The sequence below is a fragment of the Rhodanobacter ginsenosidimutans genome (assembly GCF_042655685.1).
GTDB lineage: Bacteria > Pseudomonadota > Gammaproteobacteria > Xanthomonadales > Rhodanobacteraceae > Rhodanobacter > Rhodanobacter ginsenosidimutans.
This window is the reverse complement of the sequence record NZ_JBHSMM010000001.1, coordinates 1,417,706-1,433,251: the sequence shown is the minus strand read 5'-3', so window position 1 is coordinate 1,433,251 and position 15,546 is coordinate 1,417,706. Positions and strand designations below refer to the sequence as shown.

The window sequence follows — 15,546 nt, the reverse complement described above, 5'->3', positions numbered from 1 at the left end:
TGTGCCAAGTCGGGCGGGGTAAGTCAGTAAAGGGCTGGGCGCTCGTACGATTGCCCTCTCCCCAACACTCTCCCGCGAGCGGGGGCTAGCGCGGTGGGCGGGAATCACACTTGCGGGGTCGCCGCTGGCGTGCGGTTACGGATTGGGGAGTTGCGGGGCCAACTGGCCCTCTCCCCAACCCTCTCCCGCAAGCGGGAGAGGGAGCGAGCGTGCCGTGCGGGAACCGCACTTGCAGGTTCGCCGCCTACCTGAGGCTGCGGGCTCAAGGAAAGAATTCGGAGTTGAAATGGTGGCGGCCCCGCCAGCCACACCCCGGCACCCGAATCATTCGCTACCGTTGCTTCCTTCCGGACCTGGCGGAGTTTGCGAACTATCGTCGCGGGGGGACCGACGGGGCCACCATGGACGTCAAGCGATGCACGCTTGCTGATTTGCTGTTGCGCCAGCCTCAGGCTGTCGCACTTGCTTGGAAACTGGCGGAGAGAGCGGGATTCGAACCCGCGATAGGTTTTACCCTATACACACTTTCCAGGCGTGCTCCTTCAACCACTCGGACACCTCTCCGTAAAACTCTTTCGTACCACAACCCACGAGCGGGATTGTTCGACTCATCCTGAGTCTCACCCCTCACTGGCGTTCGGGGCCAGCCTGCGGCTGTCCAAATTTGTTCCAGACAAATTTGTCGAACCCGCGATAGGTTTTACCCTATACGCAACTCCAGCCGACCCCAATCAACCACTCGGACACCTCTCCGCAGGGTGAAACCGTCTTTGCAGGCAACGCCGCCCGACAAAGAAGCGGAAGGATAGCCGCTGGCTTGGGGTACAGGCAAGCGAATCGAGAGCGTTTCAGCCGGCGCTGGCACGCGGCACGGTGGGCGACGCCAGCGCAATGCGCTCGCCCGATATGGCGATGCGGTAGCCGCGCGCCGCGAGTGCGGCACCGTCGGCGGCGCTGCCGTAGTGGTAGAGCATCATCTGCCGACGCAGCGTCTCGGAGTACTCGCGCTCGATGTCGTCGACGCCGGTGTGCGACGGGTTGCCGACCAGGCCGCAATCATGCGCGATCAGCATCGATTCGCCGACCAGCGCGTCGAGCACTTCCGGGATCGGCCGCGTGTCACCGGTGTAGGCAAAGCTGCCGTCCAGCGCCAAACCATACGAGGTGCCGGGGACGTGGTGGCGGGTGGCGAAGACGTCGAACCACAGGCCGTCCAGCCAGAAGCCGCGCGTGCATGGCACCAGGTGGAACGCCTCCCAGAAATTGACCCCGCCTTCGGCCAGCGCGCCGGGATAATCGGCCACCCGCGTCTGCAGCCACGGCAGCAGCGCGGCATGCGCGAAGACCCGAGTGCGACCGCGCAGGCGCTCGTCGAACCACAGTCGGGTGAACAACCGCTCCATGCCACCCACGTGATCCATGTGCGTGTGGGTGATGAAGATCGCCCGCGGCAAGCTGCCATAGGCGGCCTGGTAGCGGTCCAGCGTATCGGGCCCGCAGTCGATCAACAGCAGCGGCTCGCCGTCGCGCTCCAGCACCACGGCGGAGGAACCCAGTTCCACCGCGTGGGCGGCGCCCACTCCCAGAAAATGCAAATGCCAGTTCATGCCGACATCGTACGACGGTAGCCGCGTAGCAGTGGCTGCCACAGCTCGCGGTCGAAAGCGCTTTCATCCCCCGCCGCCGCGCCCAGCTTCAGCAGCGAACGGCGCAGGCGTTGCAGGTTGGCCTGTTGCCATGCCGCCTGGGGCACGCGCTTCCGGCCGCGATCGAAATCGATCAGGAACAATGCGTCCGCGCTCACCATCACATTGTGCGCGTTCAGATCCGCATGCCAGATGCCTTCGCGATGAAAGCGCGCCACCAACGTGCCCACGGCTTCGGCAAGCGCACCATCCAGTTGCCCCGCGGCCAGGCGTTCGGCCAGCGTGTGCGCATCGGCGATACGGCGGGTGATCAGGTCGGCGGTGTAGAACGCGCCCTGGCGGCAGTAGCGCGCGGCGACCGGTGTGGGGCCGGGCAACCCAAGCCGTTCGATCTCGGCAAGCAGATGGAATTCCGCGAAAGGGCGCGTGCGCATGGCGCCGCGCCAGAGGTAGCGATCACCCATCAGTGTGGCGACCAGTCCGCCACGGCGGTAATGGCGCAGCACGCATTCACCCGCCGGCGTGTCGATCACCGCGACGCCACCGCGACCGCCGGCTTGCACCCGCAACGCATCGCGCTCACGCCAGTACGCCGGCGCAAACCAGTCGTGCGTGACTTGTGCCGACAGCGCGGCGTCAAAGACAATCGCGCCGCCCGCCTCGTTAAGCGTCTCTTCCTGCATCATCATGCCCGGTGATCCTCCACGATTCTAACCCAGGCCCATGACTCCCACCCCGACGACTCCCGCCTCGATCTGCCTGCTGCGCACCTCCGCCATCGGCGATGTCACCCACGTGGTGCCGCTGGTGCGCACGCTGCAACAGGCGTGGCCGGGGGTGGCGCTGACGTGGGTGATCGGCAAGCTCGAACGCAAGCTGGTGGGCGACCTGCCCGGCGTGGCGTTTGTCACGTTCGACAAGGCCGCCGGCTGGCCGGGCATGCGCGCGGTGCATCAGGCGCTGCGCGGGCAGCGATTCGACGCGCTGCTGCAGATGCAGGTGGCGATGCGTTCCAACCTGTTGAGCCTGGGCATCAAGGCCAAACGCCGCATCGGCTACGACCGTGCACGTGCGCGCGACCTGCATGGCCTGGTGATCAACGAACGCATCCCGGCGCGACGCGGCGAACACGTGCTGGATGCGATCGGCAGTTTCTGCGAGCCGCTGGGGCTGCAACAACGGCAGGTGCGTTGGAATATCCCGGTGCCTGACGAAGCGCATGCATGGGCCGCCACGCAATTGCCCGGTAACACGCCAACACTGCTGGTGAGCCCTACGTCCAGCCATGCGCTGCGCAACTGGCGACCGGAACGCTACGCCGCCGTGATGGATCACGCCAACGCACGAGGCTGGCGCGTGGCGCTGGTCGGCGGGCCCTCACCGATCGAGCGCGACATGGCCGACGCGGTACTGGCAGCCTGCAAACACGCGCCACTTGACCTCACCGGCAAGGACACCTTGAAGCGGTTGATGGCCCTGCTTGGCCGCGCACACTTGCTGCTGACGCCCGACTCGGGCCCGATGCACATGGCCAACGCAGTCGGCACCAAGGTGTTGGGATTGCACGCCGCCAGCAATCCCGACCGCTCCGGCCCGTATTCCGACCGCCGCTGGTGCGTGAACAAATACGACGAGGCCGCCCGCCAATACCTGGGCAAACCGGCCAGCGAGATCGCCTGGGGAAGCAAGATCGAAAAGCCCGGCGTGATGGATCTGATCACCATCGACGACGCGATCGAACGCTACGAAGCCGCCGCCCACGAAATAGGTTTGCTGTAGGAGCGACTTCAGTCGCGATGCTCTTGCTCTGAGGTCTCGTAGCAAAGGCATCGCGGCTGAAGCCGCTCCCACAGGAGCTCGTCATTTCTGGCGGTAATCCTGGTACGACTTTTCCTCGACCAGTTCCGAGCCCAGCTTCTGGTTGATCTCGCGCTTGAACGCGGCGCGTTCGTCGTTGCGGAAATACACCGAGCGCGCCAGCTCGATGAAGGCCGCATCGAACGTCTGCGCGCGCTCCATCAGGCGGATGTTGTCCTCGATGTCCCACAGCGCTTCGTTGACCGCCAGCAAGCGCGCGCGCTCATCGCTGATATCGGTTTGCGAGGCGGCGCTGTTGGCCCAGGTGGCGTTGAGCATGTCCAGCTCGTTGCGCACGTTGGCCAGCTTGGCCTCGTCGGTGATGCGGCGCGACTTGATTTCGAGGATGGTGATCTTGTCGATGAGTTCGCCATAGGACACCGGCGTCTGGATCAGGCTCATGGCTGGGGATTCCTTTGGGAAATTGAGGGTTCGGCTTGTTGGTGCCAAACCCGTTGTTCTTGTCGCGGAGTGGAAAGCGAAGGCGGCCGATATCCGGCCCGCCTTCAGCCCATTGCAGCGGCCTGCTCCAGCTCCACCCGCAACGTCTTGATCAACTCGCCGCGCGCCACCTCGAACTGATCCTGGCGGCGCAGGTCCTTCACGGTCACCACGCCCTTGGCCAGCTCGTCCTCGCCCAGCACGACCACGAAACGGATACCGGCGCGGTCGGCGTACTTGAATTGCTTGGCCAGCTTGCCGCCCTCCAGCACCACTTCGGTGGCGATGCCGGCGCTGCGCAGCTCGTTGGCCAGAGCCAGATAGGCCGGCAGTTGCGCCGGGTCCATCTGCGTCACCAGCACGTCCACCGTGCTCTGCGCAGTGTTGATCAGCCCAGCGTCGCGCAACTGCCAGTACAGCCGGGTCAGCCCGATCGAGATGCCCACGCCGGGCAGGTGCGACTTGGTGTACTGGCCGGCCAGGTTTTCGTAGCGACCGCCCGAGCACACCGAGCCGATCTGCGGGTGATCGTTCAGCGTGGTCTCGTAGACCGTGCCGGTGTAGTAATCCAGGCCGCGCGCGATCGACAGGTTCAGCACGAAATGCGATTCGGGCACGCCGAAATCGCGGATCATCGCCAGCACTTCCTTCAACTCGGCGCGGCCCTGCTCCATGATTTCCGGGCCGGCACCCAACGCGTCGAGCTTGTCGAAGGCGTCCTGCAGCGAGGTCGAACGCACCTGCACGAAAGCCAGGATCTTCTGCACCACGGCGGCGTCGAGACCGAAAGCCTCGCCCACCAGGGTGTCGCGCACGGCATCGGCGCCGCGCTTGTCCAGCTTGTCCACTTCACGCAGCACCAGCATCTGCCGCTCGCCGTCGACGATACCCAGGCTCTCGAAGTAACCGCGCATCAGCTTGCGGTTGTTCAACTGGATGGTGAACGCGCCCACGTTCAATTCGCGGAACACGCTGTAGATCACCGCCGGGATTTCGGCGTCGTAGCGAACCGAAAGCGCGTCCTTGCCGATCACGTCGATGTCGCACTGGTAGAACTCGCGGAAGCGTCCGCGCTGCGCGCGTTCGCCGCGATAGACGCGCTGCATCTGGTAGCGGCGGAACGGGAAACTCAGCTCGCGCTCGTGCTCGGCAACGTAGCGGGCCAACGGCACGGTCAGGTCGAAACGCAGCGCCAACTCGGGTGCGCCCTCCTTGTCCAGCGCGCCGGTCGACTGCACGAAATACACCTGGCGCTCGGTTTCGCCACCGGTCTTGGTCAGCAACACATCGGAGTGTTCAATGGCCGGCGTTTCCACCGGCAGGAAGCCGAAGCGCTCGTAATTGCGACGGATCACGTCGAGCATGCGTTGAAACGCGATCTGGTCGAGCGGCAGCAGCTCGAGCACGCCGGGCATGGTGCGGGCCAAGGTAAGCGCCATGAAAGCCTCTGCTGGCAAGGGAGAAGATACCGTCCCGTGGAGTCCGTGACGGAGCCGCCTAGATTAGCAGAACGCCCTGTCCTCTCGCCGCCGCATCCATCCGGTTGCTGCGCAAAACCTGTTGCCAAGCACCCGCGCGGCGATTAAGATACGCGGCTTCCCACGGGGTGTAGCTCAGCCTGGTAGAGCGCTACGTTCGGGACGTAGAAGTCGCAGGTTCGAATCCTGTCTCCCCGACCAAATTCGATGAAAAAGCCGGCTTTACGCCGGCTTTTTTGTGCCCCGAGTTCGCCGCCTGATGCGGCGATGCGTGGAGCTCAGGGCGTCGCGGAATCCGTGTCGTTCACCAGCCGCAATTCCTTGGGCAGGGCGAAGGTGATGTTTTCCGGCTCGCCGTCCAGCTCGCGCACGGCACCGGCGCCCCAGGACTGCAGGCGCTCGATCACGTCGAGCACGAGTTTCTCCGGTGCGGATGCGCCGGCGGTGAGGCCGATGCGGTTCACGCCATCCAGCCAGCTGCGCTCGATGTGCTCGGCGCCGTCGATCAGGAAGGAACGCACGCCACGCTTCTGCGCCAGCTCGCGCAGGCGGTTGGAGTTGGAGCTGTTGACCGAGCCGACCACCAGCATCAGGTCGACCGAGTCGGCCAGCCGGCGTACGGCGTCCTGCCGGTTCTGGGTGGCGTAGCAGATGTCGTCCTTGCGCGGCCCTTCGATGTCGGGGAATTTCTGGCGCAGGGCGTCGATGATCGCCTTGGTGTCGTCCACCGACAGCGTGGTCTGGGTGACGTAGGAAAGCTGGTGCGGGTCGCGCGGCGCAAGCTTCGCCACGCACTCCAGCGATTCCACCAGCAAGATCTCGCCTGCATTGGCGGCGTTCCACTGCCCCATCGTGCCTTCGACTTCCGGGTGACCGGCGTGGCCGATCAACACCACGCTGCGGCCGATGCGGCCCAGCCGCGCCACTTCCATATGCACCTTGGTGACCAGTGGACAGGTGGCATCGAAAACTTTCAGGTGACGCTGCGCGGCCTCCTCGCGCACGCCCTGCGATACGCCGTGCGCGCTGAAGATCACCGTGGCGCCGTCGGGCACCTCGTGCAGCTCCTCGACGAACACCGCGCCGTCGGCGCGCAGTTTCTCCACCACGTAGCGGTTGTGTACCACCTCGTGCCGCACGTAGATCGGCGGCCCGTAGGATTCCAGCGCACGATCGACGATGGCGATGGCGCGATCGACGCCAGCACAGAAGCCACGGGGGTTGGCGAGCAGGATGTCCAATGAATGTCTCGATGCGTTGAGGTACACCTGTAGGAGCGACTTCAGTCGCGACATCCGGCTACCCGTCGCGGCTCAAGCCGCTCCTACAAGAACGCCGATTATCGCACGCCGTCCCCAGACTTGCCGCCGAACATGCCGAACACGATCAGCAGCACCGCGCCCACGGTGATGCCGCAATCGGCCACGTTGAACACCGGGTAGTCCCACTGGCGAAAGTAGACATGGATGAAGTCGGTGACCTGCGCCGCGTGCAGCCGATCGATCAGGTTGCCCAGCGCGCCACCCACGATCAGGCCCAGCGGCAGGCCGGTGCGCCAGTCGCGCCGCGGTGTGCGTGCCAGCCACACCAGCAGCACCGCGCAAATGACCAGCGCCAGCACCACGAAGAACCAGCGTTGCCAGCCGCTGCCACCGGCCAGAAAGTTGAAAGCCGCGCCACGGTTGAAGGCCAGCGTCCAGTTGAGGAACCCGGGGATCACCGGATGCGGCACGCCCGCCGGCGCCAGGGCGTGCAGCGCCCACCATTTGCTGAGCTGGTCGAGCGCGATGACGATGGCGGAGAGCCACAGCCACGGGAGTGCGTTGGGTTTGGTCATGGGTGGCTCGTGTGTGGGTTAGTGGAGAGCGCCGCGGAGCGGCCCCCATCCGGCCTGTCGACCACCTTCCCCCGCAAGCGGGGGAAGGAAGTCATCGGACTCCTCGAAACAGCCAGCTTCCTTCCCCCGCTTGCGGGGGAAGGTGCCCGAAGGGCGGAAGGGGGCCGCTCCGAGATCAGAACCAGCGCCGATCCTCCCCCGGCCCTTCGACATTGCTTACGCAGCGCCCGCACAGTTCCGGATGCTCCGCATGGCTGCCGACGTCATCGCGGCGATGCCAGCAGCGCACGCACTTGGCGGCGTCGCTGACGCTGGCCGAGACCCAGGCCTCGGCGCCTTCCAGATCGACCTTCACGGCATCCTCCGGCCGCGGCAGCAACGGCGCCACGTGCAGGTCGGAAACGATGAAAAAGAAGCGCAGTTCGTCGGCGGTGTCGGCCAGGCGCGCCTGCGTGGCGTCATCCGCATGGATCACCAGCTTCGCCTCCAGCGCGGCGCCAATGCGCTCGGCCTTGCGCATGCCTTCCAGCACGCGCGAGGCGGTATCGCGGATCGCCAGCAGCTCGGCCCAATAGCGGCGCTGCGCGGGCGAATCCTGGGTGGCGACCAGGCCGTCGTACCAGGTTTCGAACAGCACGCTGTCGCCGCGTTCACCGGGCAACTGCTGCCAGATTTCCTCGGCAGTGAACGCCAGCACTGGCGCCAGCCAACGCACCAGCGCCTCGGCGATGCGGTACATCGCGCTCTGCGCGCTGCGCCGGCCGCGGCTGTCGGTCGGCATGGTGTAGAGCCGGTCCTTGGTGATGTCCAGGTACAGCGCACCGAGCTCGTTGGTGCAGAAGTTCTGGATGCGCGCCACCACTTCGGGGAAGTCGTAACGCTCATACGCCGCCAGCACCGCCTGTTGCACGTCGTATGCCTGCTGCACGGCCCACTGGTCGAGCAGCAGGCTGTCTTCCACCGGCAGCAGGTGTTTCGCCGGGTCGAAACCGTCGAGGTTGCCGAGCAGGAATTTGGCGGTGTTGCGGATGCGGCGGTAGGTGTCGGAGACGCGCTTCAGGATCTCGTCCGAAACGGTCATCTCGTTGCGGTAATCGGCCGAGGCCACCCACAGGCGCAATACGTCGGCGCCCAGCGTGTCCATCACCTTCTGCGGCGCCACCACATTGCCCAGCGACTTGGACATCTTGCGGCCATTGGCGTCCACCGCGAAACCGTGAGTCAGCACATCCTGGTACGGCGCGCGGCCGAAGATCGCCGACGAGGTCAGCAAGGACGACTGAAACCAGCCGCGATGCTGGTCGGAGCCTTCCAGGTACATCACCTTGTAATGCGAGGCAGTGCCCTGCTGCAGTTCCGGGCGCTGGCCGATCACGGCGAAATGGGTGACGCCGGAATCGAACCACACGTCCAGCACGTCGGTGACTTTCTCGTAGTTGGCCGCGTCGTCGCCCAGCAGTTCGGCCGGATCCAGCGTGAACCAGGCATCGACGCCGCCCTGCTCGACTTTCTTGGCCACCTGCTCCAGCAACGCCACCGAATCGGGATGCGGTTCCTGCGTGGCCTTGTGCACGAACAGCGCGATCGGCACGCCCCAGGTACGCTGGCGCGAGATGCACCAGTCCGGGCGGCCGGCGACCATGCCGGCGATGCGCTCCTCACCCCAGCCCGGCACCCAGCGCACGGACTTGATCGCGGTGAGCGCGGTCTCGCGCAGCTTCGCCTGCTCCATCGAGATGAACCACTGCGGCGTGGTGCGATAGATCACCGGCGTCTTGTGGCGCCAGCAGTTCGGGTAGCTGTGCTCGATCTTCGCGAACGCCAGCAGCACGCCGCGTTGGCGCAGCAGGTCGACGAGGGCGTCGTTGGCCTTCCAGATGTGCATGCCGCCCAGCTCGAGGCCATCGGCGGCCGGCGTATCGGCACGGTAGGTGCCGCGCGGCTCGATGTAGTTGAGCAACTCGATGCCGTATTCGCGGGCCACCACGAAATCCTCGACGCCGTGATCGGGCGAGGTGTGCACGGCGCCGGTACCGTCTTCGGCGCTGACGTGATCGCCGAGGATCACGGGGACTTCGCGCGGGTAGAAGGGATGGTGGAGTTTCTGGCCTTCGAGCGCCTTGCCTTCGGCGTGGCCCAGCACGATCGCCTGCTCCAGCCCGTAACGCTGCGTCACCTTTTCAACCAGCGCGGACGCGACAACCAGCAGCACGCGCTTGCCACCGCGCTGCGGCCCTTCAATCAACGCATATTCCAGCTCCGCACCCAGCGACACCGCCTGGCTTTCCGGCAGCGTCCAGGGCGTGGTGGTCCAGATCGGGATGGCCACGATGGCGTCACCCGCGTCCACGCCGAATGCCGCCGCCAGCGCCTTGGCGTCGACGGCGTCATACGCCACGTCGACGGCGGGCGAGACCTTGTCGCCGTATTCGATTTCCGCCTCGGCCAGCGCCGAGGCACAATCGAAGCACCAGTACACCGGCTTGGCGCCGCGCAGCACATGCCCGTTGGAGACGATGCGGGCCAGCGCGCGCAGCATGTCGGCTTCGTAGCTGAAATCCATCGTGCGGTACGGGTGCGACCAGTCACCCAGCACGCCCAGGCGCTTGAAATCGGCGCGCTGGGTGTCGACCTGCTCGGCGGCGTATTCGCGGCATTTCTGCCGGAACGCGGCGGCGTCGAGCTTCACCCCGGGCTTGCCGAATTTCTTCTCCACTGCGATCTCGATCGGCAGGCCGTGGCAATCCCAGCCGGGCACGTACGGCGCGCGATGGCCGGAGAGCAGCTTCGACTTGACCGTGATGTCCTTCAGGATCTTGTTGACGGCGTGGCCGATGTGGATCGCGCCGTTGGCGTACGGCGGGCCGTCGTGCAACACGAACACCTTGTCGCGGTTGGCGGTTAGCTGCTGGATCTGCGCATAGCGATCGACCTGTTCCCACTCCGCCAGCCAACCCGGCTCGCGCTTGGGCAGGTCGCCGCGCATCGGGAACGCCGTCTGCGGCAGGTTGATGGTGCTCTTGTAATCGTGGGTCATTGCGGGGTTGCCATGGCTAGCGGTTGCCGCCCGCCTTGGGCGGGCAAAGGGTTCAACGTTAATGGATTACGCGGCGTGCGGGAATCCGTGGCGGGGTTTCACGGGGCACTCAATCGCGGGTTCATGCCCAGCAGCTCGCGCGCCCGGCAGGCGTCCAGATGCATCTGCGCCTTGAGCGGTTCGAGCCCGTCGAATTTCTGTTCGTCGCGCAGCTTGGCGACAAACTCCACCGCCATGCGCTGGCCGTAGAGGTCGCCCTCGAAATCAAAAAGATGCACTTCCAGCAGCGGCTGGCTCACCTCGTTCACCGTGGGCCGCACACCCAGGCTGGCCACGCCTGGCCAACTGCATTCGCCTTCGCCCAGGCCCACACGCACGGCAAAGATGCCCTGCACCGGGCTGACCCGCTGCTGCAGGTGGATATTGGCGGTGGGGTAGCCCAGCGTGCGGCCCAGCTGGTTGCCGTATTCCACCTTGCCGTCGATCACGAATGGACGGCCAAGCAACGGCTCGGCGCCGGTGAACTCGCCCGCGGCCAGCAGCGCGCGCACGCGGCTGGCGGAGACCCGCGCACCGTGCAGTTGCACCGCCGGCATGGTGCAGGCGGCAAAACCCAGCTCGCGACCCATGCGCTCCAGCAGCGGCACGTCGCCGCCGCGCTTGTGCCCGAAGCGGAAATCGCCGCCCACCCACACCTCGCGCGTCGCCAGCCGGTCGCACAACACGCGGCGCACGAAATCCTCGGCGGGCATCGCGGTCAGCGCGCGGTTGAAGCGCAGCAACAGGGCCTGCTCCATGCCCGCGGCGGCAAAGCCCTTGATCTTCTCGCGCACGCTGGACAACCGCGGCACCGGTTCAGGCGAGAAAAACGTACGCGGCAACGGCTCGAAACTCACCACCGCCGGCGTGCAACCGAGCGCCCGGGCGCGCTCGCGCACTTTGGCCAACAACGTCTGGTGCCCGCGATGGAGGCCGTCGAAGGCGCCCACGGCAACCACACTGCCGTGTGGCGCCAGGCAAGGGCCCGCGACATCCCTGGAAAGTCTCATCATGGCGCCAGTATAACGGGCGCACCCGCCGCGATTGAGCGCAAGCGCCGTGTCGACGCCATCACGCGCCGCGCAGATCGCGCAAGCGGAAGCCGGTGGCGAACAGCATGCCGACATACGTCAGGCCGCCGCCGCAAACCAGCAGCGCCAGATGCCACAAGCGGTCCACCACGGATACGCCGACCGTCCAGTCCGGCCACACCCAGCGCCCCAGCAACAGCACGGCCACCATCGCCGTACATGCCACCGCCAGCCGCAGCAGGTGGCGCGCCCAGCCGGGCTGGCGCTGATACACGCCGGCGCGCTTCAGCCAATGCCACAACAGCCACAGGTTGACGTACGCCGCCACCGCGCTGGCCATGCCCAGCGCCATATGCAGGCCGGGCAGCCGGGCCAGGCCATCCAGCAAGGGTAATTGCTTCAGCGCGGACGGCGCCCACCACTCGAACAGCAGCAGCAGGAACACCACGTTCAACACCATGTTGGTCAGCAACGACGCCACCGCCGCGCGCACCGGCGTGCGGGTGTCCTGGCGCGAATAGAACGCGGGCAGCAACACCTTCACCAGCGCGAAGGCCGGCAGACCGAAGCTCAGCGCGGTGATCGACAAGGTCGCCATATGCGTGTCGTGCGCGGTCCAGTGGCCGTGCTGGAACAGCGTGGCCACCAGCGGCCCGGCCAGCAGCAACAGTGCGAACATCGCCGGCACCGCAATCAGCAAGGTGATGCGCAGGCCCCAGTCCAGCGCGCGCGAGAAACCCGCGGTGTCGGTGGTGACGTGATGGCGCGACAGCGACGGCAGGATCACCGTGCCCAGCGCCACGCCAAACACGCCCAGTGGCAGTTCCAGGAACCGATCAGCCTGCGACAGCCAGCTCTGCGAACCGGCGATCAGCAGCGAAGCGATCACGGTATCGAACAGCAGGTTGATCTGCGCCACCGACGAGCCGAACAGCGTGGGCACCATCAGCCGCATGATCTTGCGCACCTCGGGATGGCTCCAACCCCAGCGCGGCAAGGTCAGCAGATCCAGCCCGCGCAACGCCGGCAACTGGAACAGCAACTGCAGGATGCCGGCGGCCAGGATCGCCCAGCCCATCGCCATGATCGGCGTATCCAGCCGCCGCGACAGCCACAGTGCGCCGCCGATCATGCACAGGTTGAGGATCACCGGCGTCAGCGCCGGCAAGGCGAACCGATGGAAACTGTTGAGCGCGCCACCGGAAAGCGCGGTCAACGACACGAACAGCAGGAACGGAAACGTCAGCCGCAGCAGATCGACGGTCAACTCGAATTTGCGCGGCTCGCCGATCGCGCCGGGCGAAAACAGCACGGTGACCTGCGGCGCGAAGAAAATGCCCAGCGCCGTAATCAGCAGCAACACGCCGCCGAGCGTGCCCGACACCCTCGACATCAGGTTCTTCAGCTCCGCATGCGTGCCCTTCTCCTTCACCTCGGTGAACACCGGCACGAAGGCGGTGGAGAACGAACCCTCGGCAAACAGCCGGCGCATGAAATTGGGGATGCGAAACGCCACCCAGAACGCGTCGGTGGCCCCGTTGGCGCCGAAGGCCGCGTTGATCGACATGTCGCGCACCAGCCCGAGCACCCGCGAGATCATCGTCATGCTGCTGAACGAGAGCAGCCCGCGGAACATGCTGGGAGACTTCATGCGCCTGATATCGCCTTGTGCTGAGCGGAGGGAGGCGCCCGGGCCAGCCGGGCGCGGCGCGTAGTTTGACAGCGGCCGGCGCCAAGTTGACAGCCCGGCGCGGGCAGAATCCGGGCATCCTGGCGGCAAGGCCATGGCCGGGGCTCGACGATGGCCCGGCCATGGCCTGCATTCAATTGACGCACGGCCGAATCACCCGCATAATTGGCGTCTTTTTCCAACCCCAACACTGCATTCCGGAGTTCTACCTTGGCCAACATCAAGTCCGCGAAGAAGCGCGCGCGCCAGTCCGAACAGCGCCGCCTGCGCAACATCAGCGCACGTTCCATGGTCCGCACCGCCCTGAAAAAGGTCGTCAAGGCCATCGAGGCCAAGGACAAGGCAGCCGCCGTTGCCGCCTTCACCGTCGCCCAGCCGGTGATGGATCGTTACGCCGCCCGCGGCCTGATCCACAAGAACAAGGCCGCCCGTCACAAGAGCCGCCTCAACGCGAAGATCCGCGAACTGGCGTAAGCCAGCCACCGCGATCCGGGTTGGCAATGGCGGGGAAATCCCCCGCCATTGAAACGATAAAGCCGGCGCAAGCCGGCTTTATTCATGGGCCAGTTTTATTCATGGCCTGAAGCGGAGCCGGCGCGCGCCGGCTTTTCGCGTTTGCGATGGGCCTCAGCCCTGCGGCTCTTCCCCGCGCAGCCGCACGTCACCGGCCAGCATGTCGGTGCGGCCCTGGTGCTCCTCGCGCTGCGCGTCGAAGAATTGCTGCACCTGCTGGCACACCGTCAACGTGTTCTCGCGCGTCGCCGCCGACACCAGGAACCACGGCTGTGTCCAGCCCAGCCGCTGCACGATATCGGCGGCCACGGCGTCGCGTTCGTCCGGCGCCAGCATGTCGGCCTTGTTCAGCACCAGCCAGCGCGGGCGCTCCAGCAATTCCGGGTTGAACTTGGCCAGCTCGTTCTCGATCGCGCGCACCTGCGCCACCACGTCGGTGTCGTCGATGGGCGCGATGTCGACCAGGTGCAGCAGCAGCGACGTCCGCGCCACGTGGCGCAGGAACTGGATGCCCAGCCCCGCACCATCGGCGGCGCCCTCGATCAGGCCGGGAATGTCGGCGATCACGAAACTCTGGTCGGTACCCAGACTGACCACACCCAGGTTGGGATGCAGCGTGGTGAACGGGTAATCCGCCACCCGCGGCGTGGCCGCCGACACGGCCCGGATGAAGGTGGATTTGCCCGCATTGGGAAAGCCCAGCAGGCCCACGTCCGCCAGCAGGCGCAGCTCCAGCTTCAGCTCGCGCGCGTCGCCCGGCGTGCCCGGCGTGGCCTTGCGCGGCGCCCGGTTCACCGAACTCTTGAAGTGGATATTGCCCAGGCCGCCCTTGCCGCCCTGCGCCACCAGCATGCGCTGGCCGTGGCTGGTCAGGTCGCCGATCACCTCGTCGGTATCGACATTGGTGACCATGGTGCCGACCGGCACGCGGATGACCGTGTCTTCCCCGCCCTTGCCGTACATCTGGCTGCCCATGCCGTTCTCGCCGCGCTTGGCCTTGAAGCTGCGCTGATGGCGAAAATCGACCAGCGTGTTCAGACCCTCATCCGCCACCAGCCACACGGAGCCGCCATAGCCACCGTCACCGCCATCGGGCCCGCCGAACGGGATGAATTTCTCGCGGCGGAAACTGATGCAGCCATTGCCGCCATTGCCCGCCTGGACCGTGATGTTTGCTTCGTCGACGAATTTCATTGGGAAGGCCGGGAATGGGGAATAGGGAATGGGGAATAGGAAAAGCCGGCGATCCGGAGAGGGTACGGGATTAGCGGCGAGCCCGCTTCTGCCATTCCCTGTTCCCAACGCCTCGCTACAAACGAAAAACCCCGCCGAAGCGGGGCCTTCGCTGCCGCGTCGCGGGAGGCTTACGCCTGCACGACGTCGACGAAACGGCGGTTCTTGTCGCCGCGGACCTTGAACTGCACGGTGCCATCAACCAGCGCGAACAGCGTGTGGTCGCGGCCCAGGCCGACGCCCACACCCGGGTGGAACTGGGTGCCGCGCTGACGCACGATGATGTTGCCGGCTTCGATGGCCTGGCCGCCGTAGATCTTCACGCCCAGGTATTTCGGGTTCGAATCGCGACCGTTGCGGCTGGAACCTACGCCTTTTTTATGTGCCATGACTCAATGCTCCAGTTGCTCAGGCGTTGATGCCCGTGATCTCGATTTCGGTGAAGTGCTGACGGTGACCCTGCTGCCGCTTGTAGTGCTTGCGGCGGCGGAATTTGATGATGCGGATCTTGTCGGCGCGGCCGTGCTTGCGGACGGTGGCGCTGACGGTGGCGCCTTCCACGACCGGCGCACCGACGGTGACCGACTCGCCGGAACCGACCATCAACACCTGGTCGAAGCTCACGGTGGCGCCTTCTTCGGCGGTCAACAGCTCCACGCGCAGGACATCGCCCTGCTGAACGCGGTACTGCTTGCCGCCAGTCTTGATGACTGCGTAACTCATGGGAATGCCCTTCTGTCGTTA

The 15,546-nt window shown here is 65.8% G+C and carries 14 protein-coding genes, 2 tRNA genes and 1 other RNA gene; 3 read left to right on the top strand and 14 right to left on the bottom strand.

Annotation, left to right across the window (positions count from 1 at the left end; genetic code table 11):
* Positions 1-296 precede the first annotated feature (296 nt).
* The 4 genes from ffs to ACFPK0_RS06170 form a co-directional block, all read right to left on the bottom strand.
* An RNA gene (gene ffs / locus ACFPK0_RS06185) (signal recognition particle sRNA small type) lies at positions 297-393 on the bottom strand.
* An 81-nt stretch (positions 394-474) separates the two neighbouring features.
* Positions 475-564 (bottom strand) — tRNA-Ser (locus ACFPK0_RS06180).
* A gap of 284 nt (positions 565-848) precedes the next feature.
* Positions 849-1,607: an MBL fold metallo-hydrolase gene (locus tag ACFPK0_RS06175; RefSeq protein ID WP_377339129.1), complete on the bottom strand. Its 759-nt coding sequence runs from the start codon at positions 1,605-1,607 to the stop codon at positions 849-851.
* Positions 1,604-2,335, bottom strand: a complete 732-nt coding sequence (locus tag ACFPK0_RS06170; RefSeq protein WP_377339126.1) for a 3-deoxy-D-manno-octulosonic acid kinase — start codon at positions 2,333-2,335, stop codon at positions 1,604-1,606. Before ACFPK0_RS06170 ends, ACFPK0_RS06175 begins: the two co-directional genes overlap by 4 nt.
* A gap of 34 nt (positions 2,336-2,369) precedes the next feature.
* Between ACFPK0_RS06170 and ACFPK0_RS06165 the strand changes: the two genes are divergently transcribed.
* Positions 2,370-3,425, top strand: coding sequence for a glycosyltransferase family 9 protein (locus ACFPK0_RS06165; RefSeq protein ID WP_377339124.1), 1,056 nt, complete (start codon positions 2,370-2,372; stop codon positions 3,423-3,425).
* An 81-nt stretch (positions 3,426-3,506) separates the two neighbouring features.
* On the opposite strand, the gene ACFPK0_RS06160 is transcribed toward ACFPK0_RS06165, so the two are convergent.
* Together ACFPK0_RS06160 and hisS are read right to left on the bottom strand one after the other, a co-directional pair.
* Positions 3,507-3,905, bottom strand: a complete 399-nt coding sequence (locus ACFPK0_RS06160; RefSeq protein ID WP_056080301.1) for a DUF6165 family protein — start codon at positions 3,903-3,905, stop codon at positions 3,507-3,509.
* A gap of 104 nt (positions 3,906-4,009) precedes the next feature.
* Positions 4,010-5,383: a histidine--tRNA ligase gene (gene hisS / locus ACFPK0_RS06155; RefSeq protein ID WP_056604695.1), complete on the bottom strand. Its 1,374-nt coding sequence runs from the start codon at positions 5,381-5,383 to the stop codon at positions 4,010-4,012.
* A 163-nt stretch (positions 5,384-5,546) separates the two neighbouring features.
* Here hisS and ACFPK0_RS06150 point away from each other — a divergent pair.
* Positions 5,547-5,623 (top strand) — tRNA-Pro (locus ACFPK0_RS06150).
* Between the two features lie 77 nt (positions 5,624-5,700).
* Here ACFPK0_RS06150 and ispH read toward each other — a convergent pair.
* The 5 genes from ispH to murJ all read right to left on the bottom strand — a co-directional run bounded on the left by ispH (position 5,701) and on the right by murJ (position 13,017).
* A complete protein-coding gene (gene ispH / locus ACFPK0_RS06145; protein ID WP_056604698.1) occupies positions 5,701-6,663 on the bottom strand; it encodes a 4-hydroxy-3-methylbut-2-enyl diphosphate reductase in 963 nt (320 codons plus the stop codon).
* A 98-nt stretch (positions 6,664-6,761) separates the two neighbouring features.
* On the bottom strand, positions 6,762-7,259 hold the full coding sequence (lspA, locus tag ACFPK0_RS06140; RefSeq protein WP_377339121.1) for a signal peptidase II: 498 nt from the start codon (positions 7,257-7,259) through the stop codon (positions 6,762-6,764).
* Positions 7,260-7,434: 175 nt separating this feature from the next.
* The gene (gene ileS / locus ACFPK0_RS06135; protein WP_377339118.1) at positions 7,435-10,296 is read right to left on the bottom strand and encodes an isoleucine--tRNA ligase; all 2,862 of its coding nucleotides are present in this window, start codon (positions 10,294-10,296) and stop codon (positions 7,435-7,437) included.
* Positions 10,297-10,394: 98 nt separating this feature from the next.
* Positions 10,395-11,345, bottom strand: a complete 951-nt coding sequence (locus tag ACFPK0_RS06130; RefSeq protein WP_235578650.1) for a bifunctional riboflavin kinase/FAD synthetase — start codon at positions 11,343-11,345, stop codon at positions 10,395-10,397.
* A 61-nt stretch (positions 11,346-11,406) separates the two neighbouring features.
* Entirely contained in the window at positions 11,407-13,017 is a 1,611-nt protein-coding gene (gene murJ / locus ACFPK0_RS06125; RefSeq protein WP_377339116.1) for a murein biosynthesis integral membrane protein MurJ, read from the bottom strand.
* Positions 13,018-13,266: 249 nt separating this feature from the next.
* Here murJ and rpsT point away from each other — a divergent pair, with 249 nt between their 5' ends.
* Positions 13,267-13,530, top strand: a complete 264-nt coding sequence (rpsT, locus tag ACFPK0_RS06120; protein ID WP_007081762.1) for a 30S ribosomal protein S20 — start codon at positions 13,267-13,269, stop codon at positions 13,528-13,530.
* Between the two features lie 153 nt (positions 13,531-13,683).
* Here rpsT and cgtA read toward each other — a convergent pair whose 3' ends face one another.
* The 3 genes from cgtA to rplU all read right to left on the bottom strand — a co-directional run bounded on the left by cgtA (position 13,684) and on the right by rplU (position 15,525).
* Positions 13,684-14,763, bottom strand: a complete 1,080-nt coding sequence (gene cgtA / locus ACFPK0_RS06115; RefSeq protein WP_377339113.1) for an Obg family GTPase CgtA — start codon at positions 14,761-14,763, stop codon at positions 13,684-13,686.
* Between the two features lie 170 nt (positions 14,764-14,933).
* Positions 14,934-15,191, bottom strand: coding sequence for a 50S ribosomal protein L27 (gene rpmA, locus ACFPK0_RS06110; RefSeq protein WP_056080323.1), 258 nt, complete (start codon positions 15,189-15,191; stop codon positions 14,934-14,936).
* A gap of 19 nt (positions 15,192-15,210) precedes the next feature.
* On the bottom strand, positions 15,211-15,525 hold the full coding sequence (gene rplU / locus ACFPK0_RS06105) for a 50S ribosomal protein L21 (RefSeq protein WP_056080326.1): 315 nt from the start codon (positions 15,523-15,525) through the stop codon (positions 15,211-15,213).
* Positions 15,526-15,546 lie beyond the last annotated feature (21 nt).

Excerpts from the sequence above, each read along its gene's own strand:
- ACFPK0_RS06175 (WP_377339129.1), bottom strand. The coding sequence starts at position 1,607 with ATGAACTGGCATTTGCATTTTCTGGGAGTGGGCGCCGCCCACGCGGTG.
- ACFPK0_RS06170 (WP_377339126.1), bottom strand. The coding sequence starts at position 2,335 with ATGATGATGCAGGAAGAGACGCTTAACGAGGCGGGCGGCGCGATTGTC.
- ACFPK0_RS06165 (WP_377339124.1), top strand. The coding sequence starts at position 2,370 with ATGACTCCCACCCCGACGACTCCCGCCTCGATCTGCCTGCTGCGCACC.
- ACFPK0_RS06160 (WP_056080301.1), bottom strand. The coding sequence starts at position 3,905 with ATGAGCCTGATCCAGACGCCGGTGTCCTATGGCGAACTCATCGACAAG.
- hisS (WP_056604695.1), bottom strand. The coding sequence starts at position 5,383 with ATGGCGCTTACCTTGGCCCGCACCATGCCCGGCGTGCTCGAGCTGCTG.
- lspA (WP_377339121.1), bottom strand. The coding sequence starts at position 7,259 with ATGACCAAACCCAACGCACTCCCGTGGCTGTGGCTCTCCGCCATCGTC.
- ileS (WP_377339118.1), bottom strand. The coding sequence starts at position 10,296 with ATGACCCACGATTACAAGAGCACCATCAACCTGCCGCAGACGGCGTTC.
- ACFPK0_RS06130 (WP_235578650.1), bottom strand. The coding sequence starts at position 11,345 with ATGAGACTTTCCAGGGATGTCGCGGGCCCTTGCCTGGCGCCACACGGC.
- murJ (WP_377339116.1), bottom strand. The coding sequence starts at position 13,017 with ATGAAGTCTCCCAGCATGTTCCGCGGGCTGCTCTCGTTCAGCAGCATG.
- cgtA (WP_377339113.1), bottom strand. The coding sequence starts at position 14,763 with ATGAAATTCGTCGACGAAGCAAACATCACGGTCCAGGCGGGCAATGGC.
- rpmA (WP_056080323.1), bottom strand. The coding sequence starts at position 15,191 with ATGGCACATAAAAAAGGCGTAGGTTCCAGCCGCAACGGTCGCGATTCG.
- rplU (WP_056080326.1), bottom strand. The coding sequence starts at position 15,525 with ATGAGTTACGCAGTCATCAAGACTGGCGGCAAGCAGTACCGCGTTCAG.